The organism is Shewanella sp. ZOR0012, from assembly GCF_000798835.1.
GTDB classification, from domain to species: domain Bacteria; phylum Pseudomonadota; class Gammaproteobacteria; order Enterobacterales; family Shewanellaceae; genus Shewanella; species Shewanella xiamenensis.
This window is the reverse complement of the sequence record NZ_JTLE01000094.1, coordinates 45,444-61,408: the sequence shown is the minus strand read 5'-3', so window position 1 is coordinate 61,408 and position 15,965 is coordinate 45,444. Positions and strand designations below refer to the sequence as shown.

Annotated in this window: 18 protein-coding genes; 8 read left to right on the top strand and 10 right to left on the bottom strand. The window is 43.6% G+C overall.

The window, feature by feature from the left end:
* Positions 1 to 73: 73 nt before the first annotated feature.
* Positions 74 to 901, bottom strand: a complete 828-nt coding sequence (locus tag L976_RS02110; protein ID WP_037420742.1) for a mechanosensitive ion channel family protein — start codon at positions 899 to 901, stop codon at positions 74 to 76.
* A gap of 31 nt (positions 902 to 932) precedes the next feature.
* Positions 933 to 1,508, bottom strand: coding sequence for an OmpA family protein (locus L976_RS02105; RefSeq protein WP_047533723.1), 576 nt, complete (start codon positions 1,506 to 1,508; stop codon positions 933 to 935).
* A 299-nt stretch (positions 1,509 to 1,807) separates the two neighbouring features.
* On the opposite strand from L976_RS02105, the gene ltaE reads away from it, so the two are divergent.
* Entirely contained in the window at positions 1,808 to 2,821 is a 1,014-nt protein-coding gene (gene ltaE / locus L976_RS02100) for a low-specificity L-threonine aldolase (RefSeq protein ID WP_047533720.1), read from the top strand.
* A gap of 162 nt (positions 2,822 to 2,983) precedes the next feature.
* Positions 2,984 to 4,447, top strand: coding sequence for an HDOD domain-containing protein (locus L976_RS02095; protein ID WP_047533718.1), 1,464 nt, complete (start codon positions 2,984 to 2,986; stop codon positions 4,445 to 4,447).
* Between the two features lie 4 nt (positions 4,448 to 4,451).
* Here L976_RS02095 and L976_RS02090 read toward each other — a convergent pair whose 3' ends face one another.
* The 6 genes from L976_RS02090 to L976_RS02065 form a co-directional block, all read right to left on the bottom strand.
* The gene (locus tag L976_RS02090; protein WP_050991378.1) at positions 4,452 to 5,024 is read right to left on the bottom strand and encodes a nuclear transport factor 2 family protein; all 573 of its coding nucleotides are present in this window, start codon (positions 5,022 to 5,024) and stop codon (positions 4,452 to 4,454) included.
* A gap of 35 nt (positions 5,025 to 5,059) precedes the next feature.
* On the bottom strand, positions 5,060 to 5,884 hold the full coding sequence (locus tag L976_RS02085) for a zinc-dependent peptidase (protein ID WP_037429412.1): 825 nt from the start codon (positions 5,882 to 5,884) through the stop codon (positions 5,060 to 5,062).
* A 122-nt stretch (positions 5,885 to 6,006) separates the two neighbouring features.
* A complete protein-coding gene (locus L976_RS02080) occupies positions 6,007 to 7,731 on the bottom strand; it encodes a GGDEF domain-containing protein (RefSeq protein WP_047533715.1) in 1,725 nt (574 codons plus the stop codon).
* On the bottom strand, positions 7,728 to 9,173 hold the full coding sequence (locus L976_RS02075) for an ABC transporter substrate-binding protein (RefSeq protein ID WP_088586910.1): 1,446 nt from the start codon (positions 9,171 to 9,173) through the stop codon (positions 7,728 to 7,730). The genes L976_RS02080 and L976_RS02075 overlap by 4 nt, the downstream gene beginning before the upstream one ends.
* A 182-nt stretch (positions 9,174 to 9,355) precedes the next feature.
* The gene (locus L976_RS02070) at positions 9,356 to 9,793 is read right to left on the bottom strand and encodes a hypothetical protein (protein ID WP_037429410.1); all 438 of its coding nucleotides are present in this window, start codon (positions 9,791 to 9,793) and stop codon (positions 9,356 to 9,358) included.
* Positions 9,753 to 10,535 (bottom strand): AAA family ATPase, encoded by a 783-nt coding sequence (locus tag L976_RS02065; protein ID WP_037420721.1) that lies wholly within the window; start codon positions 10,533 to 10,535, stop codon positions 9,753 to 9,755. The genes L976_RS02070 and L976_RS02065 overlap by 41 nt, the downstream gene beginning before the upstream one ends.
* A gap of 532 nt (positions 10,536 to 11,067) precedes the next feature.
* On the opposite strand from L976_RS02065, the gene L976_RS02060 reads away from it, so the two are divergent.
* The 5 genes from L976_RS02060 (at position 11,068) to L976_RS02040 (ending at position 13,598) form a co-directional block, all read left to right on the top strand.
* Positions 11,068 to 11,526: a GNAT family N-acetyltransferase gene (locus L976_RS02060; protein WP_047533710.1), complete on the top strand. Its 459-nt coding sequence runs from the start codon at positions 11,068 to 11,070 to the stop codon at positions 11,524 to 11,526.
* A gap of 148 nt (positions 11,527 to 11,674) precedes the next feature.
* A complete protein-coding gene (locus tag L976_RS02055) occupies positions 11,675 to 11,884 on the top strand; it encodes a DUF3820 family protein (protein WP_011622004.1) in 210 nt (69 codons plus the stop codon).
* A 127-nt stretch (positions 11,885 to 12,011) separates the two neighbouring features.
* The gene (locus tag L976_RS02050) at positions 12,012 to 12,314 is read left to right on the top strand and encodes a hypothetical protein (protein ID WP_011622005.1); all 303 of its coding nucleotides are present in this window, start codon (positions 12,012 to 12,014) and stop codon (positions 12,312 to 12,314) included.
* Positions 12,315 to 12,482: 168 nt separating this feature from the next.
* A complete protein-coding gene (locus L976_RS02045) occupies positions 12,483 to 13,004 on the top strand; it encodes a GNAT family N-acetyltransferase (protein WP_047540071.1) in 522 nt (173 codons plus the stop codon).
* 63 nt (positions 13,005 to 13,067) lie between these two features.
* Complete coding sequence (locus L976_RS02040) at positions 13,068 to 13,598, top strand: GNAT family N-acetyltransferase (RefSeq protein ID WP_037420716.1); 531 nt, start codon at positions 13,068 to 13,070, stop codon at positions 13,596 to 13,598.
* A gap of 103 nt (positions 13,599 to 13,701) precedes the next feature.
* Here L976_RS02040 and L976_RS02035 read toward each other — a convergent pair whose 3' ends face one another.
* The gene (locus L976_RS02035) at positions 13,702 to 14,397 is read right to left on the bottom strand and encodes a pirin family protein (protein WP_047533700.1); all 696 of its coding nucleotides are present in this window, start codon (positions 14,395 to 14,397) and stop codon (positions 13,702 to 13,704) included.
* A 10-nt stretch (positions 14,398 to 14,407) separates the two neighbouring features.
* Positions 14,408 to 14,851, bottom strand: a complete 444-nt coding sequence (locus L976_RS02030) for a DoxX family protein (protein ID WP_011716306.1) — start codon at positions 14,849 to 14,851, stop codon at positions 14,408 to 14,410.
* Positions 14,852 to 15,015: 164 nt separating this feature from the next.
* On the opposite strand from L976_RS02030, the gene L976_RS02025 reads away from it, so the two are divergent.
* Positions 15,016 to 15,909, top strand: coding sequence for a LysR substrate-binding domain-containing protein (locus tag L976_RS02025; protein ID WP_047533697.1), 894 nt, complete (start codon positions 15,016 to 15,018; stop codon positions 15,907 to 15,909).
* Positions 15,910 to 15,965: the final 56 nt, after the last annotated feature.

Here is a 15,965-nt window from a genome sequence, read left to right as displayed (position 1 = left end):
TAAGGTACGCCAAAATCCGACTTATCACCATAAAAAAGGCCGGTTTTCACCGGCCTTCTAATATCACTGCTGATTATTTGCTCTCGGGCAGTTGTTTTACATGAATATCCATTTGTGGAAATGGAATTTCAATATTGGCTGCATCAAGCGCATTTTTGATTTGTTCTAAAATCTCGAAACGAGCTGTCCAGTAATCCGCCGTTTTTACCCAAGGACGAACTACAAAGTTGATTGAAGAATTTGCCAGTTCAGACAGACCCACGGTGTAACCCGGTTCTTTCAGCACATATTGGTTGTTATCTAAAATCTCGGTTAAAACTTTTTTAGTCTGGGCAATATCCGCAGAATAAGACACGCCAATGACTAAATCGATACGACGATTTTCTAAGGCTGAGTAGTTGGTGATCGTGCCATTCATGATTGAAGAGTTGGGCGCAACGATAACCTTATTATCTGGCGTGCGTAATTTAGTTGAGAAAATGGTGATTTCATCAACAGTGCCAGCAATACCAGCAGCTTCAATATAGTCACCCACGCGACATGGGCGGAATAACACCATTAACACGCCTGAAGCAAAGTTAGATAATGATCCTTGCAGCGCTAAACCTATCGCTAAACCGGCGGCACCGATAACCGCGACTAAAGATGCGGTTTGCACACCAATTTGGCCTAAGGTGGCGATAATGGTGAAGACAAACACAACAGCCCACGATAAGTTGGCTACAAAAGAGACCACCGTTGGATCAACTTTGCGGCTGTTGAGTAGCTTTCGCACTACCTTTTGCGCAACGCCGGAAAAATATTTACCGACAAAAAAGATAACAAGGGCAAATAAGATCTTCACTCCATAGGTCATGATCAGATCTGGAGCCTGCTTTAATAAGCCTTCAAGGTTTTCCATTAAATTACTCCCTAAAAATACGCTAACAAAACTACTTATTATTGACGAAAAATTGTACTCGTCGATTTAATCTGCGACCTTCGCTGGAACGATTATCTGCTACTGGTTCAGATATACCTTTACCGACAACGGTAAAGCGATTTGGGTTGAATCCATAGTCTTCAACCAAAATTTGTTTCACATTTTGCGCACGTTGAAGTGATAACTGATAATTAAACTCAGGTGTGCCGACAATATCTGTGTGCCCAACCAAGATTAAATGAACATCAGTATTTGACTCTAAAAATGCTTTGACTAAGGCTAATGCTTTCCACTGCGATAAATCTACCTCTGCTATCGCAAACTCAAAATACACAATGGCTGTCTCAAGATGATGACAATCAGGAGCTGAATAGGTGCTGGGGTCATTGAGATTACATTGAATAGTAGTGGCCGTGGCTTCGACTTCATAAACACAGCCATTTGCCATCACCCTAGTGTTAGCGGTTGTGTTGGGGCAGGCATCTTTAATATCGGGCACGCCATCTTGATCTGTATCCTGCCACGCATAAGCTGGTAGCATTAGGGTTAAACTCAATGCTAAAGAGGCTAGTTTAATCCATTGCATTACGGATATATTCACCACAAATCACCTTATGTTTAATATCTAGCAGTCAAAATCACTAGGAGATTGGCATTGCTTTAGCAGGAGCATCCTAGTTGGCTATTGTAGCTTTTAAACGTTATAACGCCAAGTTTTGCCATTTATTCGATATAAATCAATTATATCAGATTAAATTTTGCATTAGGTTGTATGTTTTATCGGCCGCTATGTCAGCAAGCTATACAATTTTTTCCTTTAAGGCTAGAGTCGCTAGGCGTGTTTGATATGCGCATCGGGGATAGGCAGAAGAAGTTGAGGACAAAATGATAGATTTACGCAGTGATACTGTAACCCAGCCTACTGAGGCAATGCGTTTAGCCATGTCGAGGGCTGAAGTGGGTGATGATGTTTATGGTGATGATCCGAGCGTTAACCGTTTACAGGACATGGCCGCCGAGATGTTTGGTTTTGAGGGAGCACTTTTTACGGCATCTGGCACCCAAGCCAATCTACTGGCTTTGATGTCGCATTGTGAGCGCGGGGATGAATATCTATGCGGTCAGCAAGCTCATAACTATAAATTTGAAGGTGGTGGTGCGGCGGTGTTAGGTAGTATTCAACCACAACCGCTAACAAATCAATTAGATGGGACTATTGCTCTTAGCGAAATTGAAGCGGCAATCAAGCCTGATGATATTCATTTTGCCCGAACGCGCTTGCTTAGTTTGGAAAATACTATCGGGGGGAAAGTGTTGTCCCAAACCTATCTTGCCAATGCGCAGGCACTGGCTTTTCAGCGCGGTTTAAAAATTCATTTAGATGGTGCGAGAGTGGCTAATGCCGCAGTGGCACAAGGGATCGCTATTGCTGATATCGCCGTACACTTTGATTCCGTTTCGATCTGTTTATCAAAGGGATTATGCGCGCCAGTCGGATCGTTACTCTTAGGCGATGAACGCCTCATTAAAAAAGCGACGCGTTGGCGAAAAATGCTTGGTGGCGGTATGCGTCAAGCTGGGATTCTAGCAGCTGCGGGGGAGTTAGCTCTAACTGCGCAAGTTGAAAGATTGGCAGATGATCATCAAAACGCTGCATATCTGGCCCAACAGTTAAGCCTATTAGACGAGTTTGAAATTGACTTGCCATCCGTTCAAACCAATATGGTGTTTGCAACCTTAGCTTCTCATATCGATGAACAGGCCTTAGCGCAACGCTGTCGTAATGAGGGCATTTTGATTAGTCCTGGACGTACCATACGTTTTGTTACCCATAAAGATATCTCGCGCCAGGATATTGATAAAGTACTGCGGGTTTTTAAATTACATCTGCAGGCGTAATTGATTAAAGTCCAAGTTAAACCTTGGGCTTTTCTTTGTTTTCAGTTCAGCCTATTGCGGATTTAAAAATCAATCGTTGAATTGTGAACCAGATGCAAGGCGAATTTTTTAAGCCTATCTATACTAAAAACAATAACATTAAACCATCAAGGGAAAGCTAGGTTGAAACCTAATAATACTAATAAAGGGGTTGATTATTGGACAAAACGGATAAGTGAGTTGGAAATGCCAGCGCTTTGTTCCACCGTCCAAACGTTAGAAAAGCTTGCCAAGGATGACGTTTCTTCACTTGCCTTATTAGGGCGTAGCGTGATGCATGATAACGCCCTCACATCACGTATTTTACGGGTCGCAAATAGCGCTATTTACCATAAGGGCAGTACGCAAATTTCTACTGTAAGCCGAGCCGCTATTGTGCTTGGTTTTGATGCAGTTCGTAATATTTGTATCACTGCACAATTATTATCTAGCTTGTTAGAAAGTAAAAACCTCTCGCCTTCAGTATATCAAAGATTAATCAAATTAATGGCTAAGGCATTTCAAGCTGCCATGTTAACTCGGATGATGCTGAGTCATTATGATGATGATATTCAAGAGGAGGCCTTTATAGCCTGTTTGCTTTTTCATATTGGTGAGAGTGCGTTTTGGAGTATCGGGGGAGAATTTACCGAAACCCTCGATAACCAATTAACGAAATGTGAAACTCCAGCAGAAGAGCGAACTCTTATTCGTGAAACATTAGGTACCTCTTTTTCACAACTAACCCAGAGTATTGCTCGCCATTGGGGATTGGGGGAATTATTGATCCAAGCGGTAAATAATCCCGATGACTCTCGTCCTGAAATACGCTGTATATTTTTAGCGGATAAACTTTGCGAAACGCTCTCAGTGGCGATACCAGATCAGATCGATCTTGAGAAATTTATAACTCAAGCGGCTAACTTTACCGGGCTGGATGAGAGTGAATTTACCTTAAGAATGCAGCGTTGTACCAAGGCGACCCATAAATTAGCTGAAGCCTATGGCGCTAAAGTGTTGATTGACTATCTACCTGATCCCAAGAGGCTCGATAAGCTTGAGTCTCGTTTGCCTGAAGTAGAACTACCGATTTTTGCTGCCAATTTAAATATCCAATTAGCTAAACTGCGTGAGCTTACAGCTTTTGCAATCAATAAAGCCGATTTTAATCAAATCATGCAAACCGTACTTGAGGGTATTTTAGAGGGGGTTGGAGTTGATCGCTGTGGTGTGTTGCTGTTGTCTCCTAGCCGTAAACAGCTACAGCCAAGGATTATGCTTGGCAGAGATGCAGAGGAAATGAAGCGATTATTTATTATCGAACTTGGAGATAAGAAGGGGTTATTTCCAATGGCGATGGAGCATAAGGAGTCACTTTGGGTTGATAATCCGAGTGCCAAAAAATGGCAAGAACAATGTCGTGAGTTGAAAGTGCAATTGCCAGAGTCGGGTTTTTTAGTGGCACCCTTGTTGGTGGATAATAAAGTGATCGGCTTTTATTATGCAGATAGAGGACCATCTGAGAGGTGTTTTACAGAAGTGGATTTTCAAGCTTTCATCCACTTCTCACAGCTGGCAAATGTGTGTTTTACCGTGTCCTTAAAATAACGATTTACTGTGCTTTTTTAATTTCAGCAGTGATTTTTTTCGCTATACCATTGGGGATGGGAAAACTTAAATGATATTGAGCTATTTTCCATTCTCCATTGGTTTTGATTAATGTTCCTGTACCACGACTCACGCCATAACTCGGACTATTGAGCAGTTCGTCGAACAGAATTACATCACCATGCTGCACTAAATGGCGCGAAGTTAAATCGTAGCGCCAGCCTTTTGTGGGACGGGAATAGTGTTCAAATTCTGCCATTCCCCAGCGCTCATTCGCATCTGTTCCGATAAAAATCCCATCCTGACGATACAGTGAAAAATATTTATCCCAATCGGCACTACTGGAATATTGATTCAATTGATCAAGTACTTGAGCTGCGGCTTGTTCATCGGCAGATGGGACTGATATGCCGCTTGTTGCTGGTATGATGGCATTATTATCATTAGCATGGTTATTCGAGCTGAAGAGTAACGCTACCACAACAAGAATGAACATAGTGGTACAGAATCGACTTGAATTTTGCCGAGTGGCATTATGCGAAGTGGCTGAAAGATGTTTGTATTTAGCTATTGTCATAGGGTATTCCTTGTGTTTATTACTTTGTAATGACATCAGTGCCAATTGAGCGGATCGACTTGATAGAAATGACTTAACTCTCGATAAAGTGCTGGATGTTCTTGGTTGAGTTCTGCTGGTTTTTCAAAAAAAACTTCGGTCGCTACGGCAAAAAATTCTGCTGGGTTGGTAGCCCCGTAGCCATTAAATAGGGCTGGTTTACCGACGGCAGTATCTTCAACTAGTTCATTAAATGCTTGATTAAATACGCTTGACCAAGACAGATAATCTTGGCCACGAGCTAAAATTGGGGCGCCATTGGCGTGGCCATCCTCTTGATCTAATTGATGGGCAAACTCATGGATGACAACATTGTTGCCATCGTGTGGATTGGCAGCGCCTTCAAGCGTATTTTTCCATGAAAGTATTACTTGTCCCTGCTCCCATGATTCTCCAGCGAGTACGTTACGTTGCTCCCTGATTAAGCCTGATGGATCTTGTCGTTGGCTGTCGACTATAAATGCATCGGGGTAGACCAAAATTTGTCTTAGTTTAGGGTAGAAATCGGTCTTACGATTAAGTAGCAGTAGGCATGCTTGGGCAGCAATAGTGACTCGAATTTCATCGGTTATGAGTAAACCATCGCAGCCAACAAAATGCTTTTCATCTAAAAATACCTGAATATGACGTTTAAGTTGCAATTGAAGATCTGCAGGTAATGCATGAAAAAATGGAAGTCTTCTTTTTAGTATTGCTCGCCAAGTCTTTGGAAAGGGGCTTGCCATCACTTGTTTACGACGGAGGTTTTTGCGCCAACGACTGGAGGCCAACCAAGCAATCGCACTGAGGCCAAATATTAGAATCGTTAAACTGGCGAGCATAGTCCCTCAGTGTGTTATTGGTGTCAGTTATATTAGCTAATGGGGATTGAGCGTACTGAACTCAATCCTTTGGTTAAAAATAAAACGCTTTCAGTGAGCGGCTTAATGCGGGATGAGTGGTGTTAGTGAGCGCCAATGAAGACTTCTGTGCGATTTCGCCCTGCTAGTTTGGCACGATAGAGCGCCTCATCAACATGGCTTATCAGCTTGTTTGCATCGAGTAATTGCGGAGGTTGCCAGCAGGCAATTCCTAAGCTAATGGTGACAATCCCCATGTTTGATGAGCCTTGATGGGGAATATGCAAGTCTATAATGGTTTCGCGCAGATGTTCGGCAATTTTGTAAGCATCTTCAATATGGCTTGAGGGCAAGAGTAACATAAATTCTTCACCACCATAGCGAGCTAGAATATCTGTGGGACGTTGTAGAATTGCTTTGGTGGCCTCGACGATCTGTTTTAAGCATTGATCACCGACCACATGGCCATATTGATCATTAAATTCCTTAAAGTGATCTAAATCGAACATCACAATACTCAATGGCATATTATGATCGTTGGCGTAACTCAATTCTTTTAGTATTTGGCTATCTAAATAGCGGCGATTATAGCATCCAGTGAGTCCATCGGTTTCCGCCATCGCTTTAACTTGAGCTGCATAGGTTTTTAGGGTTTCAAGTGAACTCACCATTTGTTGCAGTTCAAGGTTATCGGTAATCGGCATTTGGGTATCGAGTTTTTCATTGGCGATGGCATTCATTGCATCACGAGTCTCAATCACGGGTTTGATAATACCTTTAGCAATAAAGTGCCAACTGGTGAGCCAGATAAAAAAGCAATAAAGAATACCTCCACAAAAGATGAGGATGACAAACGAGGTACTATCACTCTTGAGATCTGTGCCTGCGATCTGAATTTCATCTTCAACATGGTTGACTAACTCTTGGGTGAAGGTTGCTATTTGCCTCGCTGCACTGGCTTGATAGCCAAAATGAGCATTGGCTATTTGAGTACTTTTTAAGGCATTACGGGATAGCTCAAATAGGTTGTCATTGCCAACCATGTTTTGTTTTATTTGCGATAACCAGTTGAGATAAATTGTATTACTCGAATGCATAGACGCGACGATATTTTCCATTTGAATAAGTCGCCGCATCGCTTCCCGTTGAAGGTGATTTAACGTCGCTATATTTGGGGTATTTTTTACTTCATCTAATAACACAAACAGGTGCTCACCTTGGTGCAGGTATTCCGAAATAGCTTGATGTTCTATCTGATTGTCGGTAATTCCACTGAGATCTTTATGGTCAACTAATAGAGCGAAACGTTCATGGGTCTGATTCAGTTGAGTCTGCATTTCATCAGAAAATGCTGATGACATACCGGCCAAATTTGTTTGAATATTTTGTGCCTGTAACTTTGCCTGTAAAGCACTGTCTGTAAGCGTATTGAGCAATGGGAGTTGTTGCTGATAATAAAGCTGAGTATCGATCGTTGTGTTTAGGGCTTGATACATCTCAGGAGTGGTTTCAAGACTTAGTAATACCTTTGTATCTTTTAACAAATGCTCCCATTGAGTAGTTAACTCTGAAAGTAGGGACAGTCGTTGTTGCTCAGTATCATAGTGGTTTAATTCTGTGGTGATAATTTGCAACCTTTCACTGTTTTTCGCTAGTTGCAGCGCAGTGGTGACTTTCACGACATCACTATTTACCAGTTGCTCAATTTCAGTTCTCAATTGTTGTGACAATAGGATAGCGATAATGCCATTGAGTGACGCCATGCCGAGAATAATATAGAAGGCTAGCGTAATTTTCTGTTTAAGACTGGTCAGTCGTTTTGAGTTCATTTGTTTTTCTTGTCGATTGCAGGGACTTCCCCGTAGGTGTTCTGCAAATGTTTAATTTTGGTGCTTAACTCAATAAAAATATCTGTACTATTGGCTTCATGCTGACTTGCGGCATAACAAGCATGGCTTAATTCTGGATAAATCTGCCCCATTGCTGTAGTGGTAAAGTGTCCTACTTCCAATACTTTAGTCGACCAGAACAAGTTAGCAATGTGGCTTGCCTCAAATGCACCAGCAACAGACCTTTTTGAAGCTTGTTTAAATTCGGGAGCCGTAACGACATCCATTCGGCATGGATTTCCGCCGCCAAGCGCATAGGCATATTGGGCTTCAAAAGTGCCCATATATTTGAGTAACCAATAGGCGGCTTGTGGATTTTTACTGTCGTAGCTCACCGCAAAGGCATAGGCACCATTGTAAGGAGTTCCTCCGGGGACTTGAGATACCCCAAGTCGAGCACCAGGTATATTGGCTTCAACTTTAAAAGAGGCTGGCCAAAGGTTGTTATAGGCAAAGGGCCATATGGCTACCTGTCCCGTCGCCATAGCATTCGCGGCTTCATTAAAGGCAAACTTATCATCAGCAGGATAGGCATAGGGCATTAGTTTGCGATAGATTATTCCAGCGGTAATTGCCTGTTGATTGACACTCGGAACTTCAAAGTGAGTCAGTTTTTTTTGTTGATCATAAATAGGCCACATCCAAACGCCGCCTAAACTCCAAATAATGCTGGAAAACTCATCGTTAATATGGGGTTTATTACCCGACATCAACGCTAGGCCATAAAAGTTATGGGTCAATGGTTTGTCTGCAAGGAGTTCACCCGCTTTTCGCGTAAAGAAGACGGCTTGATCTTCTAATTCTTGAAAGTTGGTCGCGGGTTTGAGTGGGTAGCCAAACCGTTGTTGAAAGTGAGACTGTTCGGTTTTATTTTCAAATAAATCGGCGCGGTAATGACTTCCCATTACGTAGTTATTATAGGGAATTGCGTGCAATTCTCCGTGGTAGGATAAAATATTCAGTAATGATGGATAGTAGGGTTCGAGGTAGCTTTCCATCGCTTTTTCACCATCGGGATCATAGAGTTTTGCTAATTCCAACAGGGGGACTGTATAGCCGTTTGCCGCCCATTCTTTTGCCCAGCCAGCCTCCATAGTGAGCAGATCGTATTTTCCTTCCCCCATTAATAATGCGTGGGTCTGAAGTTCGAACATGCTTTCAAGTTCGGTGCTAATCACATTGACTTTAACACCGGTTTTTTCGGTGAATTTGGGTAGCATTTGCTGGGTGAGATAGTCAGTCCAAAAGCCTTTTTCGGCAACTAAAGTGATTGGCGTTTTATTCGGCAAGGGGGGAATTTGATCCAAAGAAAACTCCGCTAAGGCGGGAGGTGCTAGCGTTAATCCCAGTCCGAATAATAGGATTGACAAACGTGTTAACAAGAATAACTCCTTAAATACTCGGGCTATTGATGCTAATCAATAGCATTAATCAGCTCAGCTGTACATTAAGGATAGATTTGTAAAAAAAATTGACTCAATTTTTTTATCGGTTTTTTAGACAAAAAAAGTCCGATGACCTAATTAATTCAGATCATCGGTAAAGGGTGGGAGATGGTGCGCAATTAAGCTTGTTTTATTTGCTGTTCGCGCATCTGCCTCAATGCGGTTGGCAAAGCATAATGTTGTTCAATTAAAAAACGGATCAATTTAGATTTAGAAATATCACTTTCCTCTGAGAGCGTTGCTAAATGGGCTATTGCCGCCTCACTCAGTGAAAATGTGGCTTTGCGGTAATGTGGCCGTTCGTCGTCAATCGTGGTATCAAGGGATCTTGATGCTGTTTGTGGTCGATGCAAAGTTACCACATTGGAAGTATCCAAGGTGACTTCAAGTGGTGATTCTTTCACTCGCTCCATCGCCGCCACTGAGTTGCCCGTGCTTGGAATATGACTTTCTCCCATAGCATAAAGGGTTGCGGCATCAATAAACTCATCGAGGGAGAGGGGCTGGACGCCTCCCCTAGATGGCATAGCGTTTTTCTTGAGGTCGCTGAGTCCCATATTGTCCTCTCAGATGATTCGGCTGAGGTTGATTGATAGCGGCACGATGCGCGGCTATTGGTGTGCTTGGTTTGAGTAAGGCCGTTAACGAGGCTGCGCAGTCCACTTGAAACATTTCACAGGCGATAGCACGGATTTCAGCTGCGGCTTTACCCTTTGGTTCTATCTCCATCACCGACAATCCAGACTCTTCACTGTCATCATAGATATTACGACTATAGGTAATTGCATCTAATACATTGATATCGTAGGTTTTACAGACCTCTTTAGCCTCTAAAATACGATTCGCTTGATTGGGAAGGTTGGGGCATTGCGTGATAACGAAAGACGCGTGTAATTTAGGGTTAATCATCTTACAAGTTGCGACGATATCATCCATATGACTCACGGTTTTTAAATCTCGGCGTTTGGGTCTGAGCGGCATTAATATATGCGATGCAACTGACATGGTTGCCCTTAATGCAAGATTATCCTGCCCACCACAATCAACGAGTACAAAGTCATAGTGTTGTTCTAAGCTCAGAAGATCGTTACGGATCTTGCCATAAAGTTGTACACAGTTGATGCTTGCCAGTTTCGGATTATTGTTTCTGGCTTGGATCCAATCCGATGTGGTTCGCTGTGGATCGCAATCCACCATGATGACAGAGGCACCACATTCGGTGGTGAGAAATACTGCGATATTTTGTGCGAGGCAACTCTTACCGCTGCCGCCTTTTTCGCCGCCGACTAACACTATCATGACGAGTTCCTCAATGCTTAGGCTATCACTTGGGCGGTAATATGTTGCTTATGGTTTTTTACCGCACCTTGTTGTCATAAACGAATGTAAACCCTGTGTTAATGTTGGTCAATTATCTGATTTTTGACGTTTTTTTATAAAATGTCGCGTGATTAATATTTGACGCTACCATGTAATATGCCGTTAATTTGACTCTTTCTGCTAGCGGGATTACTTAGGCGATTTTGAATTTTAGTTATCTGATTATTAAGGTTTTTAGTGAATTTTTAACATCAATTGATTATGAATGTTTGCTCTCCATTGCGGCAATGATATTGAAATTAAGGCTTGGTATAGTTTACTTTGAACGTTTATTTTAATTTTTTATGCCAAAATATTATTAAAATATTGGCCTCTCACGACTACTTTTCAAACGAAAGTTGTCTTGCATAAAGCTTGAGTGTCATCAAATTGCCACCTTGTTGAGTTAGTCTTTCTCATTAATGCCGTCTAATCACCTTGATTTTTCTACCATTCGTGAAGGGATGCCCAAATGGATATTAAAATGTCAATGCCTATTGAATTTGAGCTGGTTGAATCTGCTCCTTTATTTCATGAGTTGCTGAATCTACGCGATGCGGCTGGGTATCCTTGTATCGGCGTTGAGATGGCTGATGGGCATCCGTTACAGCCTTTATATTGGGTATCTATTCGCTTAACGAGTGATCAGTCAAAAAATACCTGCGCGATAGTGGCAACAGCCTGCGTATATGGTGATAAGGCTAACCATCTGGCGATTGAGGATTTTATTGTTTTACCTGAGTATCGGCATGTGGGGCTGGCAAAAATAATGTTAGAGCGAGTCATGACTTTTGTTGATGAGCATGCGAGTCAAGGAACTTGTGTGAGCATTAACGCCCACGGAGAAGAACAACGACTCTGTATTGAGTACGGTTTTGAGTATTCACATTGTGCGAATCTTGGACCGAATCTGCGTAAAATCTACGCTTGATGCCGTATCAACTCAGGGTAAGCCTGCGGTTTGCTCTGAGTTTATCCCCCCTTAGTCGTTCTCAGCTTGTATTAGCCATAGGCATTCATTAGGTATTAGGGTAGCATCCTCAATCTAGTTTTCTGTCTGAGTTCAAGCTAATACTGTCATGGATCAACAACAGCTTATCGATGCCGTAAATCAGGTCATGCCCTTTGGTAAATATGCTGGCCGCCGCTTACTCGAATTGCCTGAACCCTATCTTGTGTGGTTTCATCAACAAGGTTTTCCAAAGGGAAAATTAGGGGAGCAGTTAGCGCTGATTTATGAGGTAAAACTCAATGGCCTTGAGGGCATGTTAAAACCGCTATTGAAATGAGTTCCCTACTAAGCGATAAAAATCCTACTTTTGCGATAAGTGTTGTATTTCGTGATAGAGATTGGCGATTTATTACCTATGGCATGTTTTAATGCTGCATATTAGTAAAACACAAGGAACAAAAGGCATGATGGCAAAATTGGTAAAATTAGCTGCTGTAGCAACATTAGCGTTAGGTATGTCAAGTGCTTGGGCACAGGGCGTAGTTCATGAAGGTACAGTGGTTGATACTATGAATGGTGGCGGCTACACCTATGTTCAAATTAAAGAAGCTGACAACACGTTTTGGGCAGCAGGCCCAGAAGCTGAAGTCAAGAAAGGTGACAAAGTAGCTGTGGTTGAGCAAATGTGGATGAACCAGTTCACCAGCAAAACCTTAAACCGCACCTTCGACAAGCTGTTGTTTGTTGGTCAAATCGAGAAGAAATAATCGATACCTTAGCAACGTTCATGTTGCGATGAGTTCCTAAACCGCCTCGCCTTGTTAGAGGCGGTTTTGTTTTCAGCGGTGTTCGGCTTAAATAAACGTCAACGCTATCACTTCTCAATAAATAACTGCAAAATACGGCAAATACTCGCAATGATATTTGAGCATACCGTGCCAACGTCTAACCAAACTAACGAGAAAATTGAAGTCGTCGCTTATCAGCGTTGCTATGCAAGTGCGGTCAGTCAGCTCTTTCATCACTGTGTTCATCAAATACAGCATGAGCGTTATACTACTGCGCAGTTAAATGCCTGGTCACCCTCGCCCCGTTCCAGTCAACATTGGCATTTACGTTTAAGTCGTTCCCAAGCTTGGATTATTTTGGTGACAGATGCGCTGAGCTTAACTAAGATTTGTGCAGGTTTTATCAATGTTGAAACGGATTTTCGCCATAGGGGATATATCGATAGTTTGTATATTCATCCTAATTGGCAGCGCTGTGGACTCGGTGAACTGGCTATCAGACAGTTAGAGCAATGGGCGAGGAAGCAAGGTTACAGCCAATTAAGTGCCGATGCTTCTTATCTTTCCCGTGGGCTGTTTATTAAACTCGGATTCGTCCAACAGCAACGCAGCTATCAACAAAAACTGGGCCAAGTGTTGCCGAGTTTTTATATGACTAAAAAACTGTAACTGAATGGGAATGCACTGCCTGTGTGCCCATTGGTCATGATTAACCCATAGGAGTGGACTCCAATGCAGATACGCTTATTTTCTCCTGCGGACGTGGCGCAGGTAGCGGCGGTATTTAACGCCAGTGTTATGGAGGGCGCACAGGAATATTATTCGCTGACAGAACGTTTAGCGTGGGCGCAAAATCAAGGTGAGGCACGTAGCGATGCCTACTGGCTGGCCAAGTTAGAAGATACAACCACGTGGGTTGCACTTGAAGACGATAAGCTGGTTGGTTTTATCAGTTTAAGGTTGTGCCCCGATAAAGAGCTTGATTGCTTAGTCGGCGAAGTTGATTGTCTGTTTGTGCATCCTGAATATGGTCGTGCTGGTGTAGCGACACATTTATACTTGGCACTACTCGAAGAGTCGAAAAGGCTAAACCTTAAAAGACTCACAGTTGAAGCCTCCTATCAGGCGCGGCCTTTCTTTGAAAAACAGGGCTTTAATTGCATTCGCCGTAATGAACTACGCCGCTATCTCACCGCTGAAGACAAACAAAACGACAGGGCGCAGGTGTTAGTGAACTTTAGTTTGATCATGTCCTTATCATAGGTTCGCGCTTGAAGAGACTATTCTGTTTTAGCCATACACCATACACAGAGTAATAAAAAACCGCCTCGTTTCCTTGGCGGTTTTTATTGGTCAGTAAGCATCATCAGGCTAAGTCAAACACCAGTGCTGTGACTGGGCTGTCAGTGGCGCTAAATCTAACCACTTCTTCGGCGGTGATATGCGCGCCATCCCCAGGGGTGAGCACTTGGTCATTGACCTTAAGCGTACCTTCCACCAGTTGCACATACAGCTGACGCTGCGGCTTAAGCTGCGGCATATGCACTTGCTCTTGCGGTGCCAGCATTAGGCGATATAAGGTCGCATCCTGCTGCACTTTTAAGGTGCCATTTTCACCCGTTGGCGTGACCACGGCTGTGAGCGCCGAGGTTTGCTCGAAGGCTTTTTGCTGATAACCCGCATCAATGCCTAAGGTGTCTGGTTGGATCCAGATCTGCAAAAAGTGCAGTGGCTCAGTGTTTGATGCATTAAACTCACTGTGATAAATCCCTTTACCGGCGGACATTAACTGAAACTCACCCGCTGGTAAGGTCTTAATATTACCGAAGCTGTCCTTATGAGCTATGGTGCCTGAAATCACATAACTGATGATTTCCATGTCTTTATGGCCATGAGTTTCAAACCCCGCGTTCGGCGCGACTCTGTCATCATTAATGACTCGTAGGGAAGACACACCCATATGCCGCGGATCGTAGTAACTAGCAAACGAGAAGGTATGTTGACTCTTTAACCAGCCTAAGTCTGCCTGTCCTCGGTCCTGCGCTTTACGTATACGGATCATCGTTAACTCCTTATTTTAAGCGTGCGGCTAACAGGTTGTCGGCACTCAGTTTACCTGCACCTGACACGGCCAGAGATACCGTAGCGGCTAACAGGGCTAAACCAAATTCATAACCGTTATTGCTAAGGAACAGACCGTTACCAATGTGAACCGAGAAAATCGCGACCACCATAGTAAAGGACAATACCAGTGCCGTTGGGCGAGTCAGTAAACCGATAATGATCAGCAAGCCACCAAAGAATTCGCTTGAACCTGCCATCAGCGCCATTAAGTAACCTGGTGTTAGGCCGATGGAGGCCATCCATTGTCCTGTGCCTTCTAGGCCATAGCCGCCAAACCAGCCGAAGAGTTTTTGTGAGCCGTGGGCCATGAGGATGATCCCGATAGGAATACGCAGGGCCAATGGGGCGAAACTAGGCGCAGAGGTCAGTAATTTTGTGATAAGTGCTTTCATGGGATGTTCCTTAATTCAAATTTTTTAACTATGTCGTTAATGGGGTAGTCGGTCGAGATTTAGCGTCAATCTCTCCATTGGTTTACAGTCTAGACTTGACCTTTAAGAAAGAAAATCGGAACATTTTTAACGTATATTTCAAAAAATTTGAATATGGAGCGCTTATGTTGCCAGTGATGAGTCTCGATGGATTGATAGTGCTAGATGCTATTGATAAGAAAGGCAGTTTTTCGGCTGCGGCTGAATCCTTATTCCGAGTGCCATCGGCGCTGACCTATACAGTGCAGAAATTAGAGAGCGATTTAGGGGTAAAATTATTTGAACGTAAGGGGCAGCGCGCCGAGCTGACCTTAGTTGGCCAACTGGTATTACGCCAAGGGCGGGAGATCTTAGCCGCCACTGTAAGGCTTGAAGAGGCGGTTCGGCAACTAGAAACGGGCTGGGAGTCGGCGTTAACCTTAGCCATAGACACTGTAGTGCCCGATTTACCACTGCTTAAACTAATTGCTGAATTTACCGAGTTAGGTAAACAGGTGACCATTAATATCACTGAGGAGTCATTGGGTGGCGGTTGGGATGCCCTGTATTCGGGCCGCGCCGATATTGCCATTGGGGTCACGGGGGAGTTACCTAAGGGGCAATATCACTTAGTTGAGATCGGTATGCTTGAATTCATCTTTGCCCTTGCGCCTCACCACCCCTTAGCGCAGTTTGACCATCCAATCCCGACCGAAGCCTTGTTGCAATTTCCCTCCGTGGTGGTGGCCGACAGCTCAACGGCGCTCGCGCAGCGCTCCAGTGGGTTATTTGATAGTCGACAAGTCATCCGCGTGCCGAACATGCAGACCAAGATTAAAGCGCAGCAACTTGGGCTAGGTGTAGGTTATCTTCCCAAGCATTTGATTCGCGAAGAACTCGCTTCAGGCGCATTAGTCGCGTGCAAGGTTGAGATCCCAAGACCAGCGCAGCCGGTGTTTCTGGCGTGGCGCAAGGGCAACCAAGGTAAGGCGCAGGCGTGGTTTGCCGAGCGTTTGCCCCATTGCGACTGGTTGTTTTAGTGGGATGTAAAGTACACGTGCTGCTAGTGGATTGAGTTAATCACAGTACTTAACCA